Annotated in this window: 23 protein-coding genes; 4 read left to right on the top strand and 19 right to left on the bottom strand. The window is 69.8% G+C overall.

Annotation, left to right across the window (positions count from 1 at the left end; all coding sequences use genetic code 11):
- Window positions 1-893: 893 nt before the first annotated feature.
- Both gmk and D7V80_RS18610 read right to left on the bottom strand, forming a co-directional pair.
- Window positions 894-1,517 carry a guanylate kinase gene (gene gmk, locus D7V80_RS18615; RefSeq protein ID WP_014395515.1) on the bottom strand — a complete coding sequence of 208 codons (624 nt, stop codon included), beginning with the start codon at window positions 1,515-1,517 and terminating at the stop codon, window positions 894-896.
- The gene (locus tag D7V80_RS18610) at window positions 1,514-2,392 is read right to left on the bottom strand and encodes a YicC/YloC family endoribonuclease (protein WP_120589427.1); all 879 of its coding nucleotides are present in this window, start codon (window positions 2,390-2,392) and stop codon (window positions 1,514-1,516) included. The genes gmk and D7V80_RS18610 overlap by 4 nt, the downstream gene beginning before the upstream one ends.
- 82 nt (window positions 2,393-2,474) lie before the next feature.
- Here D7V80_RS18610 and D7V80_RS18605 point away from each other — a divergent pair, with 82 nt between their 5' ends.
- Window positions 2,475-3,584, top strand: coding sequence for a glycosyltransferase family 9 protein (locus D7V80_RS18605; protein ID WP_120589426.1), 1,110 nt, complete (start codon window positions 2,475-2,477; stop codon window positions 3,582-3,584).
- Here D7V80_RS18605 and D7V80_RS42275 read toward each other — a convergent pair.
- From D7V80_RS42275 to D7V80_RS18560, 10 genes are read right to left on the bottom strand one after another with little or no spacing between them, the layout of a single operon-like run.
- Window positions 3,574-3,750, bottom strand: a complete 177-nt coding sequence (locus D7V80_RS42275) for a Trm112 family protein (protein ID WP_199738745.1) — start codon at window positions 3,748-3,750, stop codon at window positions 3,574-3,576. The two genes, D7V80_RS18605 and D7V80_RS42275, sit on opposite strands and share 11 nt — an antisense overlap.
- 3 nt (window positions 3,751-3,753) lie before the next feature.
- Window positions 3,754-4,242 (bottom strand): adenylyltransferase/cytidyltransferase family protein, encoded by a 489-nt coding sequence (locus D7V80_RS18600; protein WP_014395511.1) that lies wholly within the window; start codon window positions 4,240-4,242, stop codon window positions 3,754-3,756.
- Entirely contained in the window at window positions 4,239-5,252 is a 1,014-nt protein-coding gene (locus D7V80_RS18595) for a bifunctional heptose 7-phosphate kinase/heptose 1-phosphate adenyltransferase (RefSeq protein WP_120589425.1), read from the bottom strand. Before D7V80_RS18595 ends, D7V80_RS18600 begins: the two co-directional genes overlap by 4 nt.
- A gap of 31 nt (window positions 5,253-5,283) precedes the next feature.
- Entirely contained in the window at window positions 5,284-6,363 is a 1,080-nt protein-coding gene (gene lpxK, locus D7V80_RS18590) for a tetraacyldisaccharide 4'-kinase (RefSeq protein ID WP_120589424.1), read from the bottom strand.
- Window positions 6,360-7,391 (bottom strand): glycosyltransferase, encoded by a 1,032-nt coding sequence (locus tag D7V80_RS18585; RefSeq protein ID WP_120589423.1) that lies wholly within the window; start codon window positions 7,389-7,391, stop codon window positions 6,360-6,362. The genes lpxK and D7V80_RS18585 overlap by 4 nt, the downstream gene beginning before the upstream one ends.
- Window positions 7,391-8,392 (bottom strand): glycosyltransferase family 4 protein, encoded by a 1,002-nt coding sequence (locus D7V80_RS18580; RefSeq protein WP_120589422.1) that lies wholly within the window; start codon window positions 8,390-8,392, stop codon window positions 7,391-7,393. Before D7V80_RS18580 ends, D7V80_RS18585 begins: the two co-directional genes overlap by 1 nt.
- Entirely contained in the window at window positions 8,389-9,657 is a 1,269-nt protein-coding gene (locus D7V80_RS18575; protein WP_120589421.1) for a 3-deoxy-D-manno-octulosonic acid transferase, read from the bottom strand. Before D7V80_RS18575 ends, D7V80_RS18580 begins: the two co-directional genes overlap by 4 nt.
- A 20-nt stretch (window positions 9,658-9,677) precedes the next feature.
- Window positions 9,678-10,853: a PHP domain-containing protein gene (locus D7V80_RS18570; protein ID WP_120589420.1), complete on the bottom strand. Its 1,176-nt coding sequence runs from the start codon at window positions 10,851-10,853 to the stop codon at window positions 9,678-9,680.
- Window positions 10,850-12,634 carry an ABC transporter ATP-binding protein gene (locus D7V80_RS18565; protein WP_120589419.1) on the bottom strand — a complete coding sequence of 595 codons (1,785 nt, stop codon included), beginning with the start codon at window positions 12,632-12,634 and terminating at the stop codon, window positions 10,850-10,852. The genes D7V80_RS18570 and D7V80_RS18565 overlap by 4 nt, the downstream gene beginning before the upstream one ends.
- A 2-nt stretch (window positions 12,635-12,636) precedes the next feature.
- Window positions 12,637-14,523 carry a DUF4388 domain-containing protein gene (locus D7V80_RS18560; RefSeq protein WP_120589418.1) on the bottom strand — a complete coding sequence of 629 codons (1,887 nt, stop codon included), beginning with the start codon at window positions 14,521-14,523 and terminating at the stop codon, window positions 12,637-12,639.
- A gap of 63 nt (window positions 14,524-14,586) precedes the next feature.
- On the opposite strand from D7V80_RS18560, the gene lpxB reads away from it, so the two are divergent.
- The 3 genes from lpxB (at window position 14,587) to D7V80_RS18545 (ending at window position 17,165) form a co-directional block, all read left to right on the top strand.
- The gene (lpxB, locus tag D7V80_RS18555; protein ID WP_120589417.1) at window positions 14,587-15,747 is read left to right on the top strand and encodes a lipid-A-disaccharide synthase; all 1,161 of its coding nucleotides are present in this window, start codon (window positions 14,587-14,589) and stop codon (window positions 15,745-15,747) included.
- A gap of 71 nt (window positions 15,748-15,818) precedes the next feature.
- Entirely contained in the window at window positions 15,819-16,523 is a 705-nt protein-coding gene (locus D7V80_RS18550) for a polyprenol monophosphomannose synthase (RefSeq protein WP_014395501.1), read from the top strand.
- Window positions 16,524-16,535: 12 nt separating this feature from the next.
- On the top strand, window positions 16,536-17,165 hold the full coding sequence (locus D7V80_RS18545; protein WP_043323010.1) for a MarC family protein: 630 nt from the start codon (window positions 16,536-16,538) through the stop codon (window positions 17,163-17,165).
- Here D7V80_RS18545 and D7V80_RS18540 read toward each other — a convergent pair.
- The 7 genes from D7V80_RS18540 to D7V80_RS18510 all read right to left on the bottom strand — a co-directional run bounded on the left by D7V80_RS18540 (window position 17,158) and on the right by D7V80_RS18510 (window position 22,497).
- Entirely contained in the window at window positions 17,158-17,628 is a 471-nt protein-coding gene (locus D7V80_RS18540; RefSeq protein ID WP_120589416.1) for a hypothetical protein, read from the bottom strand. The genes D7V80_RS18545 and D7V80_RS18540 overlap by 8 nt on opposite strands.
- Before the next feature lie 8 nt (window positions 17,629-17,636).
- Window positions 17,637-18,662 carry an OmpA family protein gene (locus D7V80_RS18535; RefSeq protein WP_120589415.1) on the bottom strand — a complete coding sequence of 342 codons (1,026 nt, stop codon included), beginning with the start codon at window positions 18,660-18,662 and terminating at the stop codon, window positions 17,637-17,639.
- 75 nt (window positions 18,663-18,737) lie between these two features.
- On the bottom strand, window positions 18,738-19,541 hold the full coding sequence (locus D7V80_RS18530; protein ID WP_120589414.1) for an LpxI family protein: 804 nt from the start codon (window positions 19,539-19,541) through the stop codon (window positions 18,738-18,740).
- Between the two features lie 31 nt (window positions 19,542-19,572).
- The gene (gene lpxA, locus D7V80_RS18525; protein WP_120589413.1) at window positions 19,573-20,349 is read right to left on the bottom strand and encodes an acyl-ACP--UDP-N-acetylglucosamine O-acyltransferase; all 777 of its coding nucleotides are present in this window, start codon (window positions 20,347-20,349) and stop codon (window positions 19,573-19,575) included.
- Between the two features lie 34 nt (window positions 20,350-20,383).
- Window positions 20,384-20,854, bottom strand: coding sequence for a 3-hydroxyacyl-ACP dehydratase FabZ (gene fabZ, locus D7V80_RS18520; RefSeq protein WP_014395495.1), 471 nt, complete (start codon window positions 20,852-20,854; stop codon window positions 20,384-20,386).
- Complete coding sequence (lpxD, locus tag D7V80_RS18515) at window positions 20,851-21,915, bottom strand: UDP-3-O-(3-hydroxymyristoyl)glucosamine N-acyltransferase (RefSeq protein WP_120589429.1); 1,065 nt, start codon at window positions 21,913-21,915, stop codon at window positions 20,851-20,853. The genes fabZ and lpxD overlap by 4 nt, the downstream gene beginning before the upstream one ends.
- A gap of 15 nt (window positions 21,916-21,930) precedes the next feature.
- Window positions 21,931-22,497, bottom strand: coding sequence for an OmpH family outer membrane protein (locus tag D7V80_RS18510; protein ID WP_014395493.1), 567 nt, complete (start codon window positions 22,495-22,497; stop codon window positions 21,931-21,933).
- Window positions 22,498-22,535 lie beyond the last annotated feature (38 nt).

Here is a 22,535-nt window from a genome sequence, read left to right as displayed (position 1 = left end):
TCCCTCCTCGCTGCGCTTTTCAGCGCTGCTCTTGGAGGTGAAGATGCCCTCAAAAAATTGACTGCGGTTTCCGCAATCCATTACTGCTTGGGCTTGCTATTTGGTTTTCAAAGACCGAGCCGCTTGTTTTGCTTCGCGACTTTTGCTACCGTCTACTTCGTTGCCGGTTTTGTTTCAACCGGCGGGGTTGCAGCTTCTATTTCAGTTCGCAGTCAGCGTCAACTTCGCTTTTGCGTCCTGCGGGCTGCGGGCTGCTTCGAAGTTCGTCGGCGCCGTCCAGTGACTTCCGCCGCTTCTTTTCGAAGGGGAGCGGCTTCTACTTCAGCGCCGCGCTCCCTGTCAACCGCTTGCTGTCAGCTTTTCCCACCACTTTGCGTCCGTCGTGTTGCCTTCCGGACTGCTGCTGCTTCGGTGGGGCGCGGCTTCTATCTCTTCGCCGCGTTTGCTGTCAACTCGCTCGTTGACTGCCCTATTTCCTTGTCGGTGCCGATCTCTCCTCGAAGTTCCTTCCGCGCCAGTGCGCGGGCTTCGAAGCGAGGGGCGCGGCTTGTACCACCACCGCGTTTTGTGTCAACCGCTCGACTGCTGCTTCTGCTTCCCGATCTGCTCCGCCTCCCGTGAGGCGGCAACCCGCTCCGACACCTTCAACGCCCGCTGATCGACTGCCCTGCTGCGGCGAACATCTAAGAATCGGATCGGAGAATGTCAACTTCCCGTCACCGCCACCGCATCGCACAGGTGCCACCGAGGTGACGCCTGCGTGTCGCCGCGAGGTGGGCGGCTTATCCATCAGGCGATCGGGCAGCGCAAGATATTTGATGCAGGCTGCCAGCGCGGTGCGACGTGGTGGAGGGGGAACCCGTGGGGCGGCTCCACCCATTCCCCGGCGGATTTCAGCTTCCGAGCTTGAGCTTGGAGAGGTCCACCCTCCCCCGCCGGCACTTCTCCGCGACCACCACCGAGCGCAGCTCCTGATAGGCGCGCTCGAAGTCGTCGTTCACCACGACGTAGTCGTAGGACGCGATTCCCCGCTCGATCTCCGAGCGGGCGGCCAGCATCCGGCGGCGGATGGTTTCGTCCGAGTCCGTCTGACGATCCCTGAGGCGCCGCTCCAGTTCCTCCATGGAGGGGGGCAGCACGAAGATGAGGACCGCGTCGGGGTGCTTGCGCTTGATGGCCTGCCCGCCCTGGACGTCGATGTCGAAGATGGCGGTGCCACGGCGCGTGCGGGCTTCATCCACCACCGACTGGGGGCTGCCATAGAAGTGGCCGTGTACCTCGGCCCACTCCACGAACTCGCCCTTCTCGATCTTCTCCTGGAAGGCGGCGACTCCCACGAAGTGGTAGTCCACGCCCTCCTGCTCCTTGCCCCGGGGGCGCCGGGTGGTGACGCTGGTGGAGAAGATGCCGTCCGGCATCTCCTTCAGCAGCCGGTGCGCGAGGGTGGTCTTTCCAGCTCCGGACGGCGCGGAGAGGACGAGGAGCAGGCCAGGCTGGAGTCCAGTGGGTTCGTTCATTCGACGTTCTGCACCTGTTCGCGGATGCGCTCGACCTCGGCCTTCATCGAGACCACGCGCGCGGAGATCTCCGCGTGCTGGCTCTTGGAGCCTGTCGTGTTCACCTCGCGGTGCATCTCCTGCACGAGGAAGTCCATGCGCCGGCCCACCGGCTCGGGGCTCGCCATCAGGAGCCGGAACTGCTCGAGGTGGGTCGCGAGCCGGGTCACCTCTTCCGCGATGTCCGTGCGCTCGGCGAAGAGGGCCACTTCCTGCGCCAGCCGCTGCGGATCCACCGCGACGCCGCGCGCGAGCTCCGCGACGCGATCGGTGAGCCGCTGCTGGTAGTCACTGACCGCGCGAGGCGCGAGCCGGGCGACCTCCTGGCTCCAGCCCTCGATGAGCTTCATCCGGGCGTCCAGGTCCGTGTGGATGGACTCGCCTTCGGTGTTCCGCATCGTCTCCAGGGCCGAGAGCGCCTGCTGGAGCGCGGTCTGCGTGGCCTGGGTGGCGGACTCCACGTCCACGCCCTTCTCCTCCAGGCGGATGACGCCCGGCTGGTTGGCCACCTGCGACCAGGCGATCTCCACCGACTGGCCCATGGCCTCGGCGACCTCGCGGAAGGCGCGCGCATATTCGCGGGCCAGGGCGACATCCACCGTGGGGACGTTGCCCGAGACGGTGGCGGCCTGCCGGCGCACCAGGATCTCCACCGAGCCTCGCGCGAGGCGATCCTTCACCTGCTTCACGAGGGCGGGCTCGAGCGCGGACAGCTCGCGCGGAAGCCGGACCTTCACTTCACAGAACTTGTGGTTGAGCGAGCGTGCTTCCACGGAGACCTCTTCGTCCCCCACGCGGGCGCGGCCCGAACCAAATCCGGTCATGCTTTTGAGCATCGGGCCGGGTGCTAGGGGCTTTCGGTCCCAAGGTCAAGCCAGCGTCTTGTGTCCGTTCCAATTCTGGTAGGGTCCGCCGCCGATGGCGTGGCACAAGCGGCTTGAAACGTGGGCGAAGCTGGCACTGGCGCTCCTGGCTTCCCTCCTGTTCTGGCGCCCCGGACGTCGCCGTTCTCCCGGGACGCCCCTCCCCCACCCGCGAAAGGTCCTGCTCGTCCGGCCCGACAACCGCGTGGGCGAGGCCCTTCTCACCACGCCGCTGATGCGGACCCTCAAGGCGCACCTCCACCCGCCGCCGGAAGTGCACGTGCTGGTGCACGCCAAGGTGGCTCGCGTCCTCCAAGGCCACCCTGACGTGGACGCGGTCCTGGCGTTCGACCGGCGCCTGCTCTGGCTGGGGCCGCTGGCGCCTGGCATCCGTGCACTTCGCCGCGCGGGCTATGACATCGTGGTGGACTGCGCCAACTGGAGTGCTCCGTCCGTGACGAGCGCGCTCGTCGCCCGGATGGTGGGCCCCAAGGCGGTCGTCATCGGGCCCGGCATCTGGCCGGTGTCGCTGTTGCAGTCGGTGTCCGTGCCCGCCCGGTCCGATACGCGGCATGAGGCCATTCAGCGCACCCACCTGCTGACACCCCTGACGAAGGGTGCTGTCGCCCAGGGGCTTTCGTTCCGGGAGCCGGTGCTCGGCGAGGCGTTCCGCGGCTATCTGGCGACGTTCTCCGGGCCAGGTTCGCAGCGCGCGGTCATCAACCCAGGGGGGCGGTTGGGTGAGCGCCGCATTCCGGCGGAGGCGTTCGCGGCGGCGGCCCGGGAGCTGATTTCGCTCGGATATTCGCCTGTCGTGACGTGGGGGCCGGGAGAGGAGGCCCTGGCTCGCACCGTGATCTCCGGCGCTCCGGGCGCGGAGCTGGCTCCGGCGACGAGCATCGATGAGCTGGGGGCTCTCATGCGGACCGCGGGCCTTACCATCTGCAACAACACCGGGCCCATGCACCTGTCGGTCGCCGTGGGTGCACCCACGCTCGCGTTCTTCCTACGCATCGAAATGGAGCGCTGGGGCCATGCGGTGTCGCCTCACCGGATGGTGGACCTGACGCCCATCGTGGATGGGGCTTCCGGCGTGGGATTGGAGCAGCGCGTGGCCTCGGAGGTCCGGGCGTTCGTCGCGGAGCGGGTCTCGCTCACGGGGTGAGCGGTCGCTCCCGCTCGGGCACCATCTGGGGGACGCCTTCCTCCACGGGCCAGGCTCTCAGGCAGTTGCCGCAGCGGACTTCGGGCAGGGGGCCCCGGTGCTCTTCGAGCCGGCCCTTGCAGTGGGGACACCCCAGGATGGACCGCAGCGCCGGGTCCAGGACCATGGGCTACTTCGCGCCTTCGCGGCCGAGCCTGCGGGCCAGCTCCGTGGTGCTGTGGTCCTTCGGGTCTCCCGCCACCGCCGTCCTGCCTCCGTAGGCCCGGACCTCGTCACCTTCCGGAATGGAGTCCGGCGTGTAGTCCGTCCCCTTCACGTGCACGTCGGGCTTGAGGGCTCGGATGATGGTCCGCACGTTCGGCTCATCGAAGACGACGACGCGGTCCGTGCAAGCCAGCGCCGCGACCAGCTCCGCGCGCTCCGCTTCCGGGATGTGCGGACGGCCCGGCCCCTTGTAGGCCCGGGTGGAGGCGTCCGAGTTCACCGCCACCACCAGCACGTCCGCCAGGGCCTTTGCCCCTTCCAGGTAGCGGACGTGACCGACGTGCAGCAGGTCGAAGACGCCGTTGGCCAGGGCCACCGTGCGGCCCTGCTCGCGCCAGCGTTCCCGTTCCTCCGCGATGGCGGCGAGGGGCCGAAGCTTGTCCAAGGTGTTCATCTTGAGCTCCGCAGCGCTTCGAGGAGTTCTTCGCGGGAGACCGTCGCCGTGCCGGGCTTCTGCACCACCAGCGAGCCCGCGACGTTCGCGAGCCTGGCGGCTTCACCGAACGAGGCTCCGGCCGCGAGTGACAACGCGAAGCTCGCGATGACCGTGTCGCCCGCTCCCGTCACGTCCACCGCCGACTTCGCTCCGTGCACGGGGATGAGGTCCACGCCGCCCTTCGCGTCGAAGACGGCCATGCCATGCCGGCCTCGCGTCACCAGCAGTGCCTGGCAGCCCAGCTTGCGGACCGCTTCGTGGCCTGCCTCCAGGAGCTCTTCCTTCGTGCGCACCGGACGGCCCGTGAGCGCTTCCAGCTCCGGCTCGTTGGGCTTGCACACCGTGAGGCCCGCGAAGGCGGCGAGCGCGTAGCGGCTGTCCACGCAGACCGGGAGGCCGTCCGCGGCGAGCTTTCGCAACACGGTCCGGACCTCGTCGCTGACGACGCCCGCGCCGTAGTCAGAGACCACCACCGCGTCCGCTTCCTTCGCCGCGACCTCCACCTGCCTGGCGATGGCCTTGCGCATCCGGGGCGGGAGGGGGCCTCGCTGGCCCCGGTCGACCCGGAGCATCTGCTGCCTCGTCGTGCTGATGCCCCCCGCGAGGATGCGCGTCTTCGTCTCCGTCTGGATGCTCCGGCTGCTGACCGCGTCCAGCCGGATGTCCGCGGCTTCGAAGAGCTTGCGCAGCTCGCTGCCCATCGAGTCCACGCCCAGGGCGCCCACCGCCGTCACCTGCCCCGACAGCGCGCGGATGTTGGCCGCCACGTTGGCCCCGCCTCCGAGCTTCACCTCCGAGGACTCGTACCGGACGATGAGCACCGGGGCCTCGCGGCTCACCCGGTCCGTCTGTCCGTAGAGGTAGTGGTCGGCGACCAGGTCTCCCACCAGCAACACCCGACGGCGCGCGAAGGCGAGTGGCAGGCGCGAGGACGAAGCTGCCGGACGTGAAGACGGGGCCGCTGGCATGGCCGCGCGTTGTCCCACAGCGGTCCAGCCCTCACAAGTCGCGCGTCTCTCCCGCAAGCCCGAGCGCCCGCTTCAGCTGCGCTTCGCCCTCCAGGACCTCCACTCCCAGGCGCACCACCCAGGCCTCGAAGCCGGCGGGCAGGCGCACCGCGTCCTTCTCCGTCGTCACCACGAGCGCTCCCTGCTGGCGGGCCCGGACTTCGACCTGGCGAAGCTCGTCCGCCGTGAAGCGATGGTGATCCGGGAAGAGGGCCGCGTCCCGGACCTCCGCTCCGAGCGTGGTCACGGTCTTCAGGAAGCCTCCGGGCCTGGCCAGCCCCGCCAGGGCGAGGACCGGCTTTCCTTCGAGCGCGTTCGTCGCGTGCTCGATGCCTGAAGGATCCCACCACCCCGTGGGCCCATAGCGCGTCCGGACCCTGGGGGCGGTCACTGCTTCGAGCCAGGGGTTGGGGGCGGCGTCTCCCGAGGCGGCTCTCAGCCAGAGGAGCGTGGCGCGGCGCAGGGCCGATGGGGGCTCTCGCAGCGGGCCTCTTGGGAGCAGCTGGCCGTTGCCCAGCCCCACGGCTTCGTCCACGACCACCAGGTCTTCGTCACGGTGCAGGCGGCGGTGCTGGAAGCCGTCATCCAGCAGGACCGTGTCCAGGCCGAAGTCGTCCCTGGCCCGGAATGCAGCCGCGACGCGGTCCGCTCCCACGAAGAGCCGGGCCCTCGGACACCGGCGTGCGAGCAGCAGGGGTTCGTCTCCGGCTTGTGTCACCTCGGGCAGGGGCTCCGCTCCCGTGAAGGTGAGTGGCTCCTGGGACTCACGTCCGTAGCCTCGGGTGAGGATGCCGACCTTGCGCCCTTCGCGGATCAGCAACTCCGCGAGATGGAGGACCGCCGGTGTCTTGCCCGTGCCTCCAACGTTGAGGTTGCCGAGGGAGATGACCCGCAGGCCTTCGACTTGTTCAGCTCGCTTCAGTCCCGAGTCGTAGAGGGCGCCACGGAGGCGGACCGCTCCGCTGTAGGTCCAGGACAACAGCGTGAGCGGTGACAGGAGGGCACGACGGGTCCAGGGCTCCGGTGCCGGCGGATAGAAGATCCGCTCCAGGGCCGTGGGTCCGCCCGTCATCGCCGTGGCTCCGCTGCCTTCTCATAGAGGGCCAGGATGTCCCGGGCGATGTGCTCGTTCGTCGGGTGCCGGGTGCCTGCCTTTGCTCCGGACAGCGCGGCGGTGAGGACGGCTTCCACCGTGGGCGCGTCCACCTTCGCGTCCGCCAGTTCGGGGAGCGCTCCCTCGTTCACCGCGACCACTCGGACTCCGCAGGCCCTGGCCTGGGCCGCGGCCCTCGCGCTCCAGTCGTTTCCCAAGCCGAGGATCCAGACTTCATCCAGGGCCTGTAGCCACTTCGCGAAGTCCGCTCCCTGCTGGTAGCCCGCGAACGTCACCTGTTCGGTGAGGCCTCGCTCCGACACCTGCTTCCGGGTCGCTTCGAGCAGCGCCCCATCGCCCACCAGCACGAGGCGGGCTTCGGGACGTTGCTGTCGGAACGCGGCGAAGGCTTCGACTCCCAGCGAGTGCCGGCGGCTCTGCTGGAACGTGGAGATCATCCCCACCAGGTGCGTGTCCTCGAGGCCCAGGGTCCGGCGGAGGGCCTTGCGGTCCTTGGGGGGCTCGAACATCGGGTCCACCAACGCGGGCAGGACCTGGACGGGGCGATGCCGGCCTTCGAGCTTCTGCGTCAGGTGGCTCGCGGGCACCGTGTACGCGGCGGCTTCGGGCAGCGAGGAGCGCAGCGACCGGGGCGCGTGGATGGAGCGGATCCGCACCGCTCCTTTCGGCGTTCCCCAACGCGCCACGAGATGATCATGGGTGAAGTGGGCGTGGACCACGTCCACCGTCCTGCGGCGGAGGGCTCGCAGGTCGCTCCAGATTTCCCAGGGTGGGGACTTCACGGACAACGTCAGGCCTCCGTCGTCCAGGAGGCCCAGCTGTTGGAATCTGGGGACGGCGGGCTCCTCGGCGGCGATGTCCCGGCGCTTGCGGTCCACCGCCACCGTGACTTCGTGGCCCAGGGCCCGCTGCGCCTGGGCCAGCAGCGCGACGTTCTCCGCCGGGCCGCTCCAGAAGGGACTCGCCAGCAGGTGCAGGATGCGCATCAGCGGTTCACCAGCGAATGGTAGAGGTCACGGAGCGCCCGGGCTTCGTGCTCGACGCCGCAGCGGCTGCGCGCTTCCTCTTGTGCGTTGCGGCCGACCTGACGAGCCCGCTCCGGTTCGCGGGTCAGTTCGTCCAACAGGTCGCGCAGGCCCTTCACGTCTCCGGGCTCGAAGAAGAAGCCCGTGCGGCCGTGCTCGATGAGGGTGTCCAGGTACGGCAGCTTCGAGGCCACCACGCAGCACCCGGAGGCCATCGCCTCCATGTGCACCAGCGAGTAGCCCTCCGCGTAGGAGGGATGCACCAGGATGCTCAGGCCCTGGTACCAGGGCTCGATGGTGGACTGCTCTCCCGCGAGGAGCACCCGGTCCTCGATGCCCTGGCGCAGCCCGTTCACCCAGGCCAGGTCCGGCCCCTTCGCGAGCCCCACCAGCACCGCCTGCCAGTCCGGCCGCCGCGGCAACAGGGGCCTCAACGCTTCGATGAAGTCGCCCTGCCCCTTCTCCTTGCGGATGCGTCCGATGACGCCAATGCCGTAGCGGCCTCCCTGCTGGAGCCGGGCCCAGGCCGCGTCGCGGTCCTCCGGTGGATGGAAGCGCTGCAGGTCGATGCCGTGCGAAATCACCGTGGAGGGGAGCGCGATGGCGTCGGAGACCTGCTTCGTGAGCGACACGAGCGCGTCCGCGCCCCGGGCCAGCCAGCGGGTGAAGCGCGTGGGGGCCACCGACGTGTGTCTCGTGAAGACAAGTTGGACCCTTCCTCCCAGCGCCTTCAGGAGCATTCCCGCCAGCAGCTCGTTGTTCCGGTGCGCGTGCCAGACGATGGGCTCCTGGTGCGAGCGGCGGATCAGCTCTCCCCAGGTGATGCGCGGCAGGGCTTCCGTCAGGCCGGAGCCGATGACCCGTGTCTCGTCGCCCTGGGCCAGCGCTGGCACCACGGACTCCACGTGCCGGGTCACTCCCGTGTAGCGCTTGTGGAAGTGTGGATGGACGATGAGTGTCATCGAGGCGCCCTCCTTAGCGCGGCCATTGCCTCCGCGTTGCGTTCACTGGCTCCGGAGATGCGGCGCACCGTGGCTTCGGCCCGGGCTCCCAGCTGCTGCCGTCGCTCGGGATGGGCGAGGAGGTCCTCCAGCGCGGCGTGCAGGGCTTCTCCGTCCGCCACTTGAATGCCTCCGTTGCCTTGCAGCACCGCGACGCTGTCGCGGAAGTTGTCCATGTGCGGGCCGAACAACACCGGCCTGCCCTGCCCCGCTGGCTCCAGGATGTTCTGGCCGCCTCGCTTCGTGAACGAGCCTCCCACGAACACCACCGTCGCCAGGCGATAGGCTCGCGACAGCTCGCCCATCGAGTCCATCACCACCACCGGCGCTCGCTCCGGGTTGCCCCGCGAGCGCAGGCCCACGGTCAGGTTCCGCTCCCTTGCGAGGGTCTGGATCCGCTCCGCCCGGTTCAGGTAGCGCGGCGCGATGACCAGGCTCAGCGTGGGCCAGCGTTCCCGTAAACGCTGATACACCTGCAATAGGATTTCTTCCTCGCCCTCGTGCGTGCTCCCCGCGAGCCACACGGGATCCGCTGCGGTCAGGCCGAGGGCGGCTCGCAGGGCTTCATCCTCGGGGGCCGGTCCCGCCGCGAGGGCGTCGAACTTGGTGTTTCCGGTGGTGAGGACCCGCTCGGATGGTGCTCCGAGGGCCTTCGCTCTTTCGGCTTCCTCGTCCTGCCGCATCAGCAGCAGGTCCAGGTCCTTCAGCGGGTTCTCGATGAGGCCGAAGAGCGTCCGGTACTTCCCCACGTTCGCGGGGGAGAAGCGCCCGTTGGTCATCACCACGCTCGCTCCGGATTGCTTCGCGGCTCGGATGAGGTTGGGCCAGACCTCCGTGTACTCGAGGACGAGGAGGTCCGGTTGGAGGGCTCGCACCGCCCTTCGCGTCGCGCCCCAGAGGTCGTAGGGCACGTACACGACTCCGTCGATCTGCTTCGCCAGGCGGTCCCTTGCCATCGCGTGGCCGCTGTCCGTCATGGTCGAGAGCACGATGCGGCAGCCGGGGAAGCGCTGGCGCAGGGGGCCGAACATGGGCGCCAGGGCCAGCAGGTCTCCCGCGCTGGCTCCGTGCAGCCACAGCAGCGGGCCTTCTCCCCTTGGGATGTCGCCCGGCCCGTAGAAGCCCAGCCTCTGCTTCAGCCCGTGACGCGTCTTCCGGTACACGCAGAGCACCGGAAACAGCAGCGCGAAGAGGACGTAGGTGGCGACGACGTAGAGCAGGCGCATGGGCGACGTCCCGCGCTCTATCAGATGCCCGGCGGTCTCGGCACCACTCGCACCGGGCTGGGGACCAGCCAGGGCCGCCACTCATGGCCGAAGAAACGTCCGGGCGCGTGGGCCCAGACCTCCACCTGGACTGCTCCGGGACCGGTCAGCTCGATGTGCTGCCCGTCGGGTTGCAGGCGGCCGTCGCCCCACACCCGGACCTCCAGCGTGCCTGGGGTGTGTTCCGGGAGGCGGACCGTCAGCACCGTGCCCACGGGGGCTTCCCTCGTGTTCGCGTCGAAGCCTTCCAGGGTGAAGCCCTCAGGGGCTCCGAGCGCACGGAAGACGCAGAGGGCCTGACCACTCGCCAGCGCCTGCGTGACCTGGGTCGCGGCTTCTCGCGCGTTCTGGGACAGGGGGCCCTTCAGCACGTCCGGCGGGAGTTCCATGTCGAGCGCGTTGAAGATGTCCTCGTACGCGGGCACGCCGTGCGCGTCATTGCCACACAGGGCGATGCGCTTGCGCTCTCGCGCCAGCTCCAGGAAGCGCTCTGTCGGGCGTGGCTCCGGGACCGCGAGCAGCATCACGCCGTGCACCGGATTCACCAGGGAGGCCCCCACCGCGGGCAGGAGCCGGCTCACGGGGCTTCGCAGTGCCTGCCGGAAGAAGGTGTCCGCGGAGTACAACTCGAAGCCCGAGACCTGATGCGCTGTCGCTTCGTCCTTCCAGGGGTTCTTCGTCTGGACCGGATGCGCGAGGACCGCCGTCCCTCCGGCGGCTTCCACCGCGGCCACCGCCTGCTCCGGTGGCCCCCAGGGCTTCACGCCTTCGATGGGCCGCTGCATGCCGAACGCGGCCAGGTGGCCCGCGTTGGTCGAAATCTCCACTCCGGGGATGAGCAGCACGCCGTCCACCCAGGTCGCGGCGGGCGGCTTGAAGTCGTTGTGGTCGGTGAGCACCACGAAGTCGAGGCCCGCGGCCTTCGCCGCCCGGGCGACCTTCGCGGGCGTCCCGTTCCCGTCCGAGCGCGTGGTGTGCACGTGGTACGCGCCGCGGATCCACGGCTTCGTGTTCGGTGCGGGCTCGACCACAGGGTAGTCCGCGAAGCCCGCCGCGAAGGCGAAGAAGCCCGCGACTCCCAGGAGCAGGAACAGCACACCGAACACGGCTCGGATCGCCAGGGCGAGGGGCCGCTTCGCCGTGCCCGCCTTGCTCACGCCGCTCCCCGCTCGACAGGGCCTGACGTCTGCAGGCGCCACATGGCGGCGTAGCGGCCTTCCTTCTGGAGCAGGTCCGCGTGGCGTCCGCTCTCCACGATGCGGCCCGCCTCCACCACGTGGATGACGTCCGCGTTCGTCACCGTGGACAGCCGGTGCGCGATGACCAGCGCCGTCCGGCCGGGGAGCACCTTCGCCAGCGCGGCCTGCACCTCTCGCTCGTTCTCCGGATCCAGGCTGCTGGTCGCTTCGTCCAGCACCAGCACCGGGGCCTTGGACAGCACCGCCCTCGCGATGCACAGGCGCTGGCGCTGGCCTCCGCTCAGGGTGACGCCTCGCTCGCCGATGCGCGTGTCGTAGCCCTGCGGCAGGCCCTGGATGAAGGCGTCCGCGTTCGCCACCTTCGCCGCGGCCTCCACTTCCTCTTTCGTCGCTTCCGGCTTCGCGTGCCTCAGGTTCTCCAGCACGGTGCCGTGGAAGAGCAGCGGTTCCTGCGTCACCAGCGCGAACTGACTCCGGACGCTCGCCGCCGTGTACGTGTCCGCGTCCACGCCATCCAGGAGGATGCGCCCCTGCTGGGGACGCTCGAAGCGCAGCAGCAGCGAGGTCACCGTGCTCTTGCCGCCTCCGCTGCCTCCCACCAGCGCCGCCACCTGCCCCACCTTCAGGTCCAGGGTCAGCCCGTCCAGCGCGCGGCGCTCGCCGTAGAAGAAGCGCACGTCCTCCATGCGCAGCGACTCATGCAGCGCGGGCGCCGGCACCGCGTTCGCGGCGTCCTCCACGGGGTGCTTCAGGTCGAGCAGCGCGAAGAGGCGCTCTCCCGCCGCTCCCGCCTGCACCGCGAACTGCGTCACCCGGCCCAGGTCCTTCACCGGCTGGTACACGAGGATGACCGCCGTGAGCAGCGACAGGAGCGCCTCCGGCTCCATCGCCCGCGTCGCCGCCGCGTACCCCAGCGCTCCCGCGAGCGCCGCCGCGGCGAGCACCTCCATCACCCCCGGCACACCACCTCGCGCCCAGGCCGCGCCCACCACCGCTTCCTCGTGGGCCTTCGCGTAGGACTCGAAGCGCGCCAGCTCCGCCTCCTGGCCGTTGAAGGCCTGGATGGTGCGCAGGCCTCCGAGCCCTTCGTGCAGCTGGCCCGCGAGCTGCCCCAGGTGGGCCTGCCCTTCTCGCGTTCCCTTCAGCACCTTGCGCGTCAGCTTCGAAGCGGGCAGCGCCGCCAGCGGAATCACCGCCAGCATCAGCCCTCCGAGCACCGGGCTCATCGCCAGCGCCACGCCCGCGAGCACCACCACCTGGATGGTGTCCCGCAGGTACGAACCCACCGTGTACATGGCGGCCAGCTCCACCGCCATCACGTCCGAGGAGAAGCGGCTGAGCAGGTCTCCCGTCCGCTCCTTCGAGAGCTGCGACGGCGACAGCGCCGTGAGCCGCAGGAACAGGTCGCGCCGCAGGTCCTTCACCACTCGCTGCGCGAACAGGCCCATGAAGTAGAACTGGCCCAGGTACCCCACGCCCTTCACCGCGCCCACCGCCAGCACGAACACCGGGAAGCCCCAGAGCGCCGCCTCGCGCGGCAGGTCCGCCAGCCACGGCACCCGGTGCGCGCTCGCGAAGCCTTCCTCTCCTCCCGACAACAGGAAGCGCAGCGCCGGGCCCAGCAGGTACGCGTACGCGCCCGTCGCGAGCCCCAACACCGCCATGCACGCGAAGGCCAGGGCGAGGATTCCCGCGTGCGGCTTCGCGTACCGGAGCAGCCGCCAGAGCGCGTGATGCATGACTACTTCACCACCTTCTGCAACGCCGCCCTCGCGAGCACCGAATACGGGTTCAGCTCCAGCACCTTCATCAGCTTCTTTCGCGCGAGCGGCGCGTCAGCCAGGTCGATCTCGATGATGGCCGCGATGATCTGCGCCCGCTCCAGGTACGGGTCCAAGGTCAGCGCCTGCTTGAGCACCTTGCGCGCCGCGAGCGCCCGCTGCATCAGCGACCCGGGCGACCCCCGGTATTTCGCCCAGGCGAGGTACGAGTAGTACTCGGGCTCGCTGCCGTTGAGCGACACCGCTTCCTCGAAGCCCTGGATGGCCGCCTTGTAGTCGCCCCGCTTCATCGCGGACTCGCCCCGGCGCAGCGCGAGCTCCGCGTCCACGTTGATGGCGGTCGCGCGGCCCACCACTTCCTGCCGGCTGAAGAAGTACTGGAGATAGGCGCGGCGCTTCTCGTCCACGCTCAGCACGCGGTACGCCGCGGACAGCTTCTCCTGCACCTGCTCCAACAGGTCGCGCAGGTCGGAGATGTCGAACTCCGCGTAGGTGTCCGGGTGAAAGCGCATCGCCGTCTCGTGGTACGCGCGCTCCACCGCTTCCTTGTCGGCCGCGAGGTCCAGGCCCAGCCCGCCGAAGTAGCTGCGCGTGATGATGCGCACCGCTTCCTCGCGCAGCGCCGCCGCCGTCTCCGCAGGCAGGCTCTTGCGCTTGCGCGGCGCGATGACGTCCGGCACCGCCGCCGCGCTCAGCACGTCCGACCCCGTGGCCACCGGCGTCGCGGAGAACGTCACGCCGCCCGTCAGCTTGAGGAACCACAGCAGTGTGTACGCCGCGCGCAGCTCCGCGCGCCCGTGCGCCAGCAGGTCCTTGAGCACGATGCGGCCATTCACCTGCATGGCCAGCTTGATGTCCTCCGTGTCCAGCGCCATCGACTGGAGGTCCCGACCGAAGTCCGCCGAGCGCACCGGGTACTCGTTCAGGTGCGCCTTGAGCGCGCCCGCCACCACCCGCAGGGGCATCCGCTTGCGCGCGGCCTCCAGCAGCGGCGCCAGGGCGGGCTGATCCACGGAGGCCACTTCGGAGGAGAACTCGTCGCCCGCGTAGAACGCGTAGCGGCCCTCGCGCATGGCCAGCACGCGTCCGAGCCGATCCCTCGTGAAGTCGCGCAGGAGCGCCAGCAGGTCCTCGCCCACCGCCTCCACGCCCACGTCCGCCAGCGCCGCGCCGATGCGCAGCCCGGAGGCGAGCGACTCCACCACCGGCTGCTCCTGCGCCTCCGTGAGGACCTTCCGCTCACGCAGGAAGCGGGGCAGCGCGTCCTCCCTCGCGGAGGAGTCGAAGTTCACCGGCCCGCCTCGCAGGAAGTACACCCGGCGCGACAGCCCCTTGAGGGCCACCACCAGCACGCCGTCACGGCGCAGCCGGTAGAGCGAGTGCAGCAGCGCCGGCAGCGGGAAGGCCTTCAGCTCTCCCGCCGCCACCGCGGGGCGCGACAGCGTGGCGGCCAGGCCCGTGAGCGGGACGGCCTGGGCGGCCTTCACCAGCGCCTCCAGGCGGGGCACCAGCTCGCCCGGCTTGAGCGGATCCGGGATGTACGCGTTGACCTTCAGGTCCAGCACCGAGCTCACGCCCTTCGCGCGGCCCAGGTGTCCCTTGTCGATGGCCACGATGGGCACCCGCCCGCCCTGGCTGTGCCCTCGGATGAGGTGCACGACGTGCTGCCCCTCCACGCGCGGCAGGTCCACGCCCAGCACCACCACGTCCGGGTTGTCCGCCGAGAAGTGCTCCAACGCCATCACGGCGTCATTCACCGCCCGAACGGTGTACCCGGCCTGCGAGAGCAAGCCCGTCAGGTGCTCCAGGGTCGGGGGGTGGCTCTCAGCGAGCAGAAGCGTCTTCAAGGGGGCCGCAGTCTACAACCTCCCTCCCTCCGCGCATCAGCTACGATGAGGGTCTTGCCTCCCATGACGCAGCCATCCTCCCCCCGCATCCTCGTCGTGGCCGGCGAGGCCTCCGGCGACACCCACGCCTCGGAGCTCGTCGCCGCCCTCCAGGCCCTGCGCCCGGACCTCACCTTCTTCGGCATGGGAGGCGCCCGGCTGGCCGCCCGGGGGGTGGAGCTCATCCACGACGCCCGGGAAGTGTCCGTCATGGGCATCACCGAGGTGCTCCCCCGCATCCCCCGCATCCTGCGGATCATGAAGGACCTGGCCCAGGCCGCCGAGGAGCGCCGCCCCGACTGCGCCATCCTGGTGGACATCCCGGACTTCAACCTGCGGCTGGCCAAGAAGCTCAAGGCCCTGGGCATCCCGGTGGCCTACTACGTGTCCCCGATGATCTGGGCCTGGCGCCGGGGTCGCGTGCGCACCATCCAGCGGCTGGTGGACCGGATGCTCTGCATCCTGCCCTTCGAGGAGGACTTCTACCGGGAGGCCGGGGTGCCCGCACGCTACGTGGGAAGTCCCGTGCTGGAGCAGATGCCCAAGTCCGCCAGCGCCCGCGAGTTCCGCCAGCGCCTGGGCCTGCCCGAGGACGCTCCCACGCTCGCGCTGCTGCCCGGCAGCCGGATGAGTGAGATCCGCCGCATCCTCCCCACTCTCGTCGGGGCCGCGAAGCAGCTCGTCTCCGAGCGGCCCGGCCTCCAGGTGGTGGTGCCGGTGGCGCCCACCATCGCGAAGGAGGAAATCCTCTCCCGCTTCGAGGGCAGCGGCGTGACGCCGGTCCTGGTGGTCGGGCGCGCCCCGGAGGTGGTGGGCGCGAGCGACGCCGCGGTGGTGGCCTCCGGCACGGCGGTGCTGGAGGCGGGGCTGATGGAGCGGCCGCTCGTCGTGGTGTACCGCGTGTCGCTGGTGACGTACTGGGTGGGCCGGCTGATGCTGAAGGTGGCCTTCGTGTCGCTCATCAACCTGCTGGCGGGCCGGCGCGTGGTGCCGGAGCTGCTCCAGGGGGAGATGACTCCGGAGAACATCGCCTCCGAGGTGCGGCGCGTGTGGCTGCCCGGCGAGCCCCGCGACGCCATGGTCCAGGGCCTGGCCGAGGTGCGCGGGCGCCTGGGCGAGGTGGGGGCCGCCCACCGCGCGGCCCAGACGGTGCTGGAGCTGCTGCCCCCGCGCCCTGTCTCCTGAGCCGGAGAACCGACCGGGTTGGCGTCGGTTCTGCTGTTCCAGCGCCGGGTTTGGGGTATGTCCGCCGGGTCATGAACCGTGCGCTGGTCTGCATCCCCACCTACAACGAGCGGGAAAACATCGGCCCCATCACCCAGGCGGTGCTGGCGGCGGACCCCCGTGTGGACATCCTCGTCGTCGACGACAATTCGCCCGACGGGACGGGGCAGCTGGCGGACGAGCTGGCCGCGAAGAACCCTCGCGTGCGCGTGCTCCACCGCGAGAAGAAGGAGGGCCTGGGCCGCGCGTACCTGGCCGCCTTCCGGTGGGCCCTGGCCGAGGGCTACACGTTCATCCTGGAGATGGACGCGGACTTCAGCCACGACCCGCGCTACCTGCCCACCTTCCTGGATGCCGCGGAAGGCGGCGCGGACCTGGTGCTGGGCTCGCGCTACGTGGATGGCGGCGGCACGGTGAACTGGGGCGTGGGCCGGAAGATCATCAGCCGCGGCGGTTCGCTCTACGCGCGCAGCATCCTGGGCGTGGACGTGCGCGACCTCACCGGCGGCTTCAAGTGCTTCAACCGCCGCGTGCTGGAGAGCATCAACCTGGATGAGGTGCGCAGCACCGGGTACGCGTTCCAGATCGAGTTGACCTACCGCACCCTGCGCAAGGGCTTCACCGTGCGCGAGGTCCCCATCGTGTTCGAGGACCGGCGCGTGGGGCACTCGAAGATGAACAAGAAGATCTTCGTCGAAGCGCTGGGCATGGTCTGGAAGCTGCGCTTCACGGTCTAGAGCACCATGACGATGTCCGGGATGGTGTCCACCTTCCTCGTGTCGCTGTCCGCCATCTTCTTCGTGGTGGACCCGATTGGCGTCGTGCCGCTGTTCCTGGCGATGACGGCGGGGGACACCAAGCAGCAGATACGAAGCACCGCCCTGCGCGCCTGTCTGGTGGCGTGCGGGATGATGCTGTTCTTCGCCGTCTTCGGCCGCGTCATCTTCCAGGTGTTCGCCGTGTCGCTGGGCGCCTTCCGCGTGGCGGGCGGCATCCTGCTCCTGATTACGTCCCTGGACATGCTGCGCGCCCGTCCGTCCTCCACGCGCACCAGCCCCACGGAAGAAGAAGAGGGCGTGGTGAAGGAGGACGTGGCCATCGTCCCGCTGGCCATTCCGCTGCTCGCGGGGCCGGGCGCCATCGCCACCGCCATGGTGCTGATGGCGCGCTCCGGGACGTCCTTCGTCTCCGCGCTGCCGGTGGTCGCGGCGGTGGTGCTGACCTTCACCGCGACCTACTTCATCCTCAACGCGTCCAGCCTGGTGCAACGGGTGCTGCGTCAGTCCGGCGTCGCCATCCTGGAGCGCGTGTCAGGGCTCATCCTGGCCGCCATCGCGGTGCAGTTCATCGCGGACGGGGCGAAGGACCTGCTCAAATAGCGTCCGCGCCCGCCACCCACACGGCGCCGTCCTTGCGCACGGTGCCCTGGGGACGGCCCTCCATGGTGAGGCGGTCCGGGCTGGAGCGCTGCGCGTCGTACGCGTAGCCGCCCTGGACCTCCTGCAGGTACACCACCACGGCGTCCACCACGTTCTCCTGCACGACCTTGAACGACTCGTTCGCGCACTGGGTGTCGCCGGTGAAGAAGCGCTCCAGCGTGGCCTCCTCCGGGTGGCGCACGTAGACGACCACGGGGGCCCTCTCCTCCTTGCCCTCGGCGACGAACTTCTGGATGGCCTTCGCGGGCGCGGGCTGGCGCATCAGCGCCTGGAGGAGCGTGCACTTCTCGTCCTCGACCTCCACGCGCTGCGCATACGGCACGGTGCGCACGCAGCCCACCGTCCCCAGCAAGCCCAGGCCCGCCACGGCGAGCGCCCAACGGATGCGAGGAAGTTCCACCATGTGACACCTCAAGGCTTGCGCCAGCGAGGGGCGAAGGGCGCGTTCGTCAGGGACGGGTCCTCCACCGCGATGATGTATTCGGCGCGGCGGTTGGCCGCCTCCGCCGTCTCGTCCGGCGTGGGCACCGCCGGGGACTGCTCACCAAAGCCCTCGTAGAACACTGGTACCTTCAGGCCGCGCTGGCGGAAGTAGGACGCGATGCTCTTCGCCCGCTTGAGCGAAAGCTCGCGGTTGTCGTTCGTGCTGCCCACCGTGTCGGTGTGCCCGAGCACGTACAGGCGCAGCGACGCCCACCGGCCATACTTATTCAACGCCTCCGTGATGCTCTTGTAGCTGGCGTCCAGCTTGCCCTTCTCCGCCGGAGGAATGTCCGAGCGGCCGGAGGCGAAGGTCACCTCCTCATGCGGGATGTCCACCTGCCACGGGTACAGGTCCACGCCCGTGTAGAAGTCGGAGGTGTCGTAGGCCCTCAGGCGGATGTGCATCACCTTGCCCTCCGCCGGCAGCCACTTCACTTCCAGCGGCGTGCCCGCGGGCGCGCCCTTGAAGTCCACGTCGCCCGCGAAGGCCGTCTTGCCGGTGTCCATCTTCACCGTGACTTCCGTCTTCGCGGCCGGGCGGGACAGCGTGAAGCGCAGCTTGCGGCCGGGCACGTCCACGTCCTCCGGGCGCACCTCCATCTTCAGCGGGCCATTGAGCTCCGTGTCGAAGGAGAGCGGCATGGAGCCCGGCTCCGCCCCGCCCGGGAAGCGCACGGTGAGCTCGCCCTCGTAGTGGAACTTCCCTTCCGGCTGCTCCAGGGCGACGCGGCGGGTGATGCCCGGCTTGCCGCCCCCCTTGAGTTCCACCGTCTTGCCGTCGCTGCGCTTGAGCTTCACCTCGAAGCCGTCGATGGGCTCCTCGATATGGATGAGCAGCGCGGGCACGCCTTCACCCAGCGCTGCCTTGCCTTCCAGTGACACCCGGATGGCCTCCGCGGAGGCAGTGAGCGGCAGGCCCAGCAGGGCCACGAGAGGTAGGAGTCGGACGGACATGCGGCGTCAACCTCGGCGTCGCGGGGGGAGGTGGGGAGGCAACTCCAGCCCGGGGGAACGGATTCCCGCGGAAGCCTACCGCACGCCCACCAGGGTGATGCCCCGCGCGGTGGCCCCTGCGAAGAGGGCGGGTGCGTCCAACAGCACCGTGCGCCCTACCTCCAGCGCCAGCACCCGGGCGCCCACCTCCGCCATGACCTCCAGCGTGCGAGGCCCCACGGCGGGCAAATCAAAGCGCAGGTCCTGCTCCGGCTTGCAGCGCTTCACCACCACCGCGCCCGGGCCGCCCAGCTTCGCGCCCCGGCGGATGGTCTCGTCGGTGCCCTCCACGGCCTCCAGCGCGAGCACGTGGCCATCCCGCACCACCACCGTCTGGCCCACGTCCGCCTGCCCCAGGAGCACCGCGACCTCCCTGCCGAGGGCCACGTCCTTCTCCTGCGCGGGCTTCAGCGCGGGGCCGGCCAGGTGCCCTTCGGGGCACAGCACCTCACCCAGGAAGTCCGTGGGCGCGATGATGGTGATGCCCTGGGCCTCGAAGTCCGCGGCCACGGCGCGCAGGAGCGCGTCATCCCGGAAGCTGCGCAGGCGGGAGATGATGCGCACCGCGCCCAGGTCCGGCCGGGCCTCCGTGAGCGCGCGCACGTGGCCGATGCCGCCCGCCATGGCCGCCCGGGTGACGCCCGCCTGGCGGAAGACCTTCTGGATGCGGCCCACCTGCCCCACGCGCACCCAGGCGAAGTGGCCGACCTCCTGCTCCAGCGCCGGGTCCGTCTCTCCCCGGTGCGCGGCCACCACCACCTCCAGGCCGCGCGCACGGGCGGCCCGCGCGAAGAGGAAGGGAAGCTGGCCGTTCCCGGCGATGAGCCCGATGCGCTCCACCCACTCCCCTTTCGTTCCCTCGTGAAAGGGCCTAGCGCGTGACGCCGCGCTTGCTCGTCTCCACGAACCGGACCAGGTGCTCCACCTCCGGGTGGCCGGAGAGCTCCCCGCGAAGCTGCGCGAGCGCGTCCTGGAGGCCCAGCTTGGAGCGGAAGAGGATGCGGTAGGCCTCCTTCACGCGGCCAATCTGCTCCTCGGTGAAGCCGCCGCGCTCCAGGCCCACGGTGTTGAGGCCCACCAGCGTGGCCCGGTCCCCCTGCACGGTGCAGTACGGGGGCACGTCCATGGTGACCATGGAGCCGCCGGAGATGAACGCGTAGCGCCCCAGCCGGGTGAACTGGTGCACCGCCACGAGGCCCGAGATCTTCACCGAGTCCTCCACCACCACGTGGCCCGCGAGCGCGGCCCCATTGGCGAGGAGGACTTCATTGCCCACGATGCAGTCGTGCGCGATGTGGCTGTTGGCGAGCAGCAGGTTGCGGTGGCCCAGGCGAGTGGCCCCGCCGCCGGCCACCGTGCCCAGGTTCACCGTGACGAACTCACGGATTTGGTTCTCGTCGCCAATGACGAGCTCCGTGTCCTCGCCCGCGTACTTCAGGTCCTGGGGCGCCGCGCCCACGGAACAGAACTGGAAGAGGTTGTTGCGCTCCCCCAGCGTGGTGCGGCCCTCGATGACGACGTGCGGCCCGATGCGGGTGCCCGCGCCAATGACGACCTGCGGCCCGATGACCGAGAACGGCCCCACCTCCACGGTGTCGTGGAGCCGGGCCCCCGGATGGACGACCGCGGTGGGATGAACCTGCGCCATGTCCTTCTCTCCTCAGCAGCGCGAATGACGCGCCCTACGGCGCCGCGCTCTCGTCGCCCTTGGCGGCCTTGTTCTTGTCCACCACGGTGGCGAGGAACTCCCCTTCCGCCACCTTGGCGCCATCCACCGACGCCACACCCTTGGTCTTCCAGATGGCGCCCTTGTGGCGGATGACTTCAATGTCCAGCTGGAGCCGGTCTCCGGGCACCACCGGCTTGCGGAAGCGCGCGTTGTCCACGCCCATCAAGTACGTGACGAGCCGCGTCGGGTCCATGGCTTCCGTCTTATACGCAAGGATGGCCGTCGCCTGGGCGAGCGCCTCCAGGATGAGCACGCCCGGCATCACCGGGTGCCCCGGGAAGTGGCCGTTGAAGAAGGGCTCGTTGATGGTGACGTTCTTGTAGGCCGTGAGCTTCTGGCCCGGCACGATTTCCACCACCCGGTCCACCAGGAGGAACGGGTAGCGGTGCGGCAGCAGCGCCTGGATCTCGCCAATGTCCATCATCCGCCCTTCTCCTTCTCCAACAGCTCCACCCTCTTGCGAAGGGCACGCACTTCCTTGAGCAGGTCCGCCAGCTGCCCCGACGCGGCGCTGGCGCGCAGCCATTCCTTGTGGGGGATGGCGGGGCTGCCACTGACGACCTGCCCGTCTGGAACGTCATGGGCGACGCCGGACTGCGCGCCCACCTTGGCCAGGTCTCCCACGCGGATGTGGCCCACCACGCCCACCTGCCCCGCCAGCACCACGCCGGTGCCCACCTCCGCCGAACCCGACACACCCGCCTGCGCGCAGATGAGCGACAGCGGGCCCACGCGCACGTTGTGGGCGATCTGCACCAGGTTGTCGAGCTTCGTCCCGCGGCCCACCACCGTTTCACCCACCGTCGCGCGGTCGATGCAGGTGCAGGCCCCGACTTCCACGTCGTCCTCGATGCGGACGATGCCCACCTGGGGAATCTTGAAGTGGCGGGGGCCGTCCTCGCCCTCCGCGTCGAAGGCGAAGCCGAAGCCGTCCGCGCCCACCACCGACGAGGCGTGGAGGATGACGCGCGAGCCCACCACGCACCCCTCACGCACCGTGGCGTGCGGGTAGAGCACGCAGTCGTCGCCGACGCGCGCGTCCTCCCCCACGTAGGCGCCGGGGTGCAGCACCGTGCGGGCGCCGACGTGGGCGCCCTTCTCCACCACCGCCCCGGCCTTCACCGTGGCCTCCGGGTGCACCGTGGCCTCCGGGTGCACGTGGGCGGCCGGGTGGATGCCCGCGGCGGGCCGGGGGGCCGGGTGGAACAGGGTGAGGAGCTTCGCGTAGGCCAGGTGCGGGTTGGGCACCCGCACCAGGGCCACGCCGTCACGAGCGGGGGCATCCGTCCCCACCAGCACCGCCGAGGCGCGGGTGGCCTCGAACTGCTTGCGGTAGCGGAGGTTGCCGTAGAACGACACCTCCCCCGGGACTGCCTCCTCCAGGCCGTTCAGGCCATGGACGAGCAGTCCGGGGTCGCCGAGCAGCTCACCCCGGACGTGGGTGGCGATGTCCCCCAGCCGGTGCGCGTTGGGTGCGGAAGGCACGGGGGTGTCCAACGCCTACTTCTTGACCGGGGCGTCCTTGGCCGCCGGCGCAGGCTTCTTGGAGGCGCTGTTGTTGTAGCTGCGCACGACCTCGTTGGAGATGTCGTACTGGGACAGCGCGAAGACGATGCCGGAGTCGCGCTTGTCCAGCACCATGCCCAGGCCGTCCCGCTCCGCGATGGACGCGATGACCTGGTCGATGCGGTTGACGATGGGCTCCATCTCCTGGCGCTCCTTGTTGGCGGCCTCGGCGCGGCTGCGCTCGTACTTCTGCGCCAGCTCCATCACCTTCTTCTGGAGCTCGGTGGCCTTCTGGGTGCGCGTGGCCTCGCTCATGGCGCTGGCCTGCTTGTCCAGGGTGTCCTTCTCCTTGCGGAGCGTCTCCTGCTCCTTGTCGATCTCCTTCTGGCGGTCCTCCAGCCACTTCTGGAGACGGGCCTTGGCGGCCTTGCCGTCATCCACCTCCAGCAGCACGCGCTGCAGGTCGACGTAGGCCACCTTGAGCTCGGCGGCCGAAGCGGCAACCGGGAGGGCGAGCGACAGGACAGCGGCGGCGGCCGCCAGGGTGCTTCGAAGCGACATGGGTCAAGGCTCCTCGGAAAGGGTGCTGCAGGCTCCGA

This window comes from Corallococcus sp. CA054B, assembly GCF_003611625.1.
In the GTDB taxonomy this organism is placed as follows: Bacteria; Myxococcota; Myxococcia; order Myxococcales; family Myxococcaceae; genus Corallococcus; species Corallococcus coralloides.
This window is presented reverse-complemented; position numbering and strand designations above follow the sequence as displayed.

Bases quoted from the DNA above. Each gene is read 5' to 3' on its own strand.
- D7V80_RS42275 (WP_199738745.1), bottom strand. From the start codon at position 3,750: ATGGTCCTGGACCCGGCGCTGCGGTCCATCCTGGGGTGTCCCCACTGC.
- D7V80_RS18580 (WP_120589422.1), bottom strand. From the start codon at position 8,392: ATGACACTCATCGTCCATCCACACTTCCACAAGCGCTACACGGGAGTG.
- D7V80_RS18575 (WP_120589421.1), bottom strand. From the start codon at position 9,657: ATGCGCCTGCTCTACGTCGTCGCCACCTACGTCCTCTTCGCGCTGCTG.
- D7V80_RS18545 (WP_043323010.1), top strand. From the start codon at position 16,536: ATGTCCGGGATGGTGTCCACCTTCCTCGTGTCGCTGTCCGCCATCTTC.
- D7V80_RS18510 (WP_014395493.1), bottom strand. From the start codon at position 22,497: ATGTCGCTTCGAAGCACCCTGGCGGCCGCCGCCGCTGTCCTGTCGCTC.
- D7V80_RS18595 (WP_120589425.1), bottom strand. From the start codon at position 5,252: ATGCCAGCGGCCCCGTCTTCACGTCCGGCAGCTTCGTCCTCGCGCCTG.
- D7V80_RS18540 (WP_120589416.1), bottom strand. From the start codon at position 17,628: ATGGTGGAACTTCCTCGCATCCGTTGGGCGCTCGCCGTGGCGGGCCTG.
- D7V80_RS18610 (WP_120589427.1), bottom strand. From the start codon at position 2,392: ATGCTCAAAAGCATGACCGGATTTGGTTCGGGCCGCGCCCGCGTGGGG.
- D7V80_RS18600 (WP_014395511.1), bottom strand. From the start codon at position 4,242: ATGAACACCTTGGACAAGCTTCGGCCCCTCGCCGCCATCGCGGAGGAA.
- D7V80_RS18550 (WP_014395501.1), top strand. From the start codon at position 15,819: ATGAACCGTGCGCTGGTCTGCATCCCCACCTACAACGAGCGGGAAAAC.
- lpxK (WP_120589424.1), bottom strand. From the start codon at position 6,363: ATGACGGGCGGACCCACGGCCCTGGAGCGGATCTTCTATCCGCCGGCA.
- gmk (WP_014395515.1), bottom strand. From the start codon at position 1,517: ATGAACGAACCCACTGGACTCCAGCCTGGCCTGCTCCTCGTCCTCTCC.
- D7V80_RS18565 (WP_120589419.1), bottom strand. From the start codon at position 12,634: ATGCATCACGCGCTCTGGCGGCTGCTCCGGTACGCGAAGCCGCACGCG.
- D7V80_RS18535 (WP_120589415.1), bottom strand. From the start codon at position 18,662: ATGTCCGTCCGACTCCTACCTCTCGTGGCCCTGCTGGGCCTGCCGCTC.
- D7V80_RS18585 (WP_120589423.1), bottom strand. From the start codon at position 7,391: ATGCGCATCCTGCACCTGCTGGCGAGTCCCTTCTGGAGCGGCCCGGCG.
- fabZ (WP_014395495.1), bottom strand. From the start codon at position 20,854: ATGATGGACATTGGCGAGATCCAGGCGCTGCTGCCGCACCGCTACCCG.
- lpxB (WP_120589417.1), top strand. From the start codon at position 14,587: ATGACGCAGCCATCCTCCCCCCGCATCCTCGTCGTGGCCGGCGAGGCC.
- lpxA (WP_120589413.1), bottom strand. From the start codon at position 20,349: ATGGCGCAGGTTCATCCCACCGCGGTCGTCCATCCGGGGGCCCGGCTC.
- D7V80_RS18605 (WP_120589426.1), top strand. From the start codon at position 2,475: ATGGCGTGGCACAAGCGGCTTGAAACGTGGGCGAAGCTGGCACTGGCG.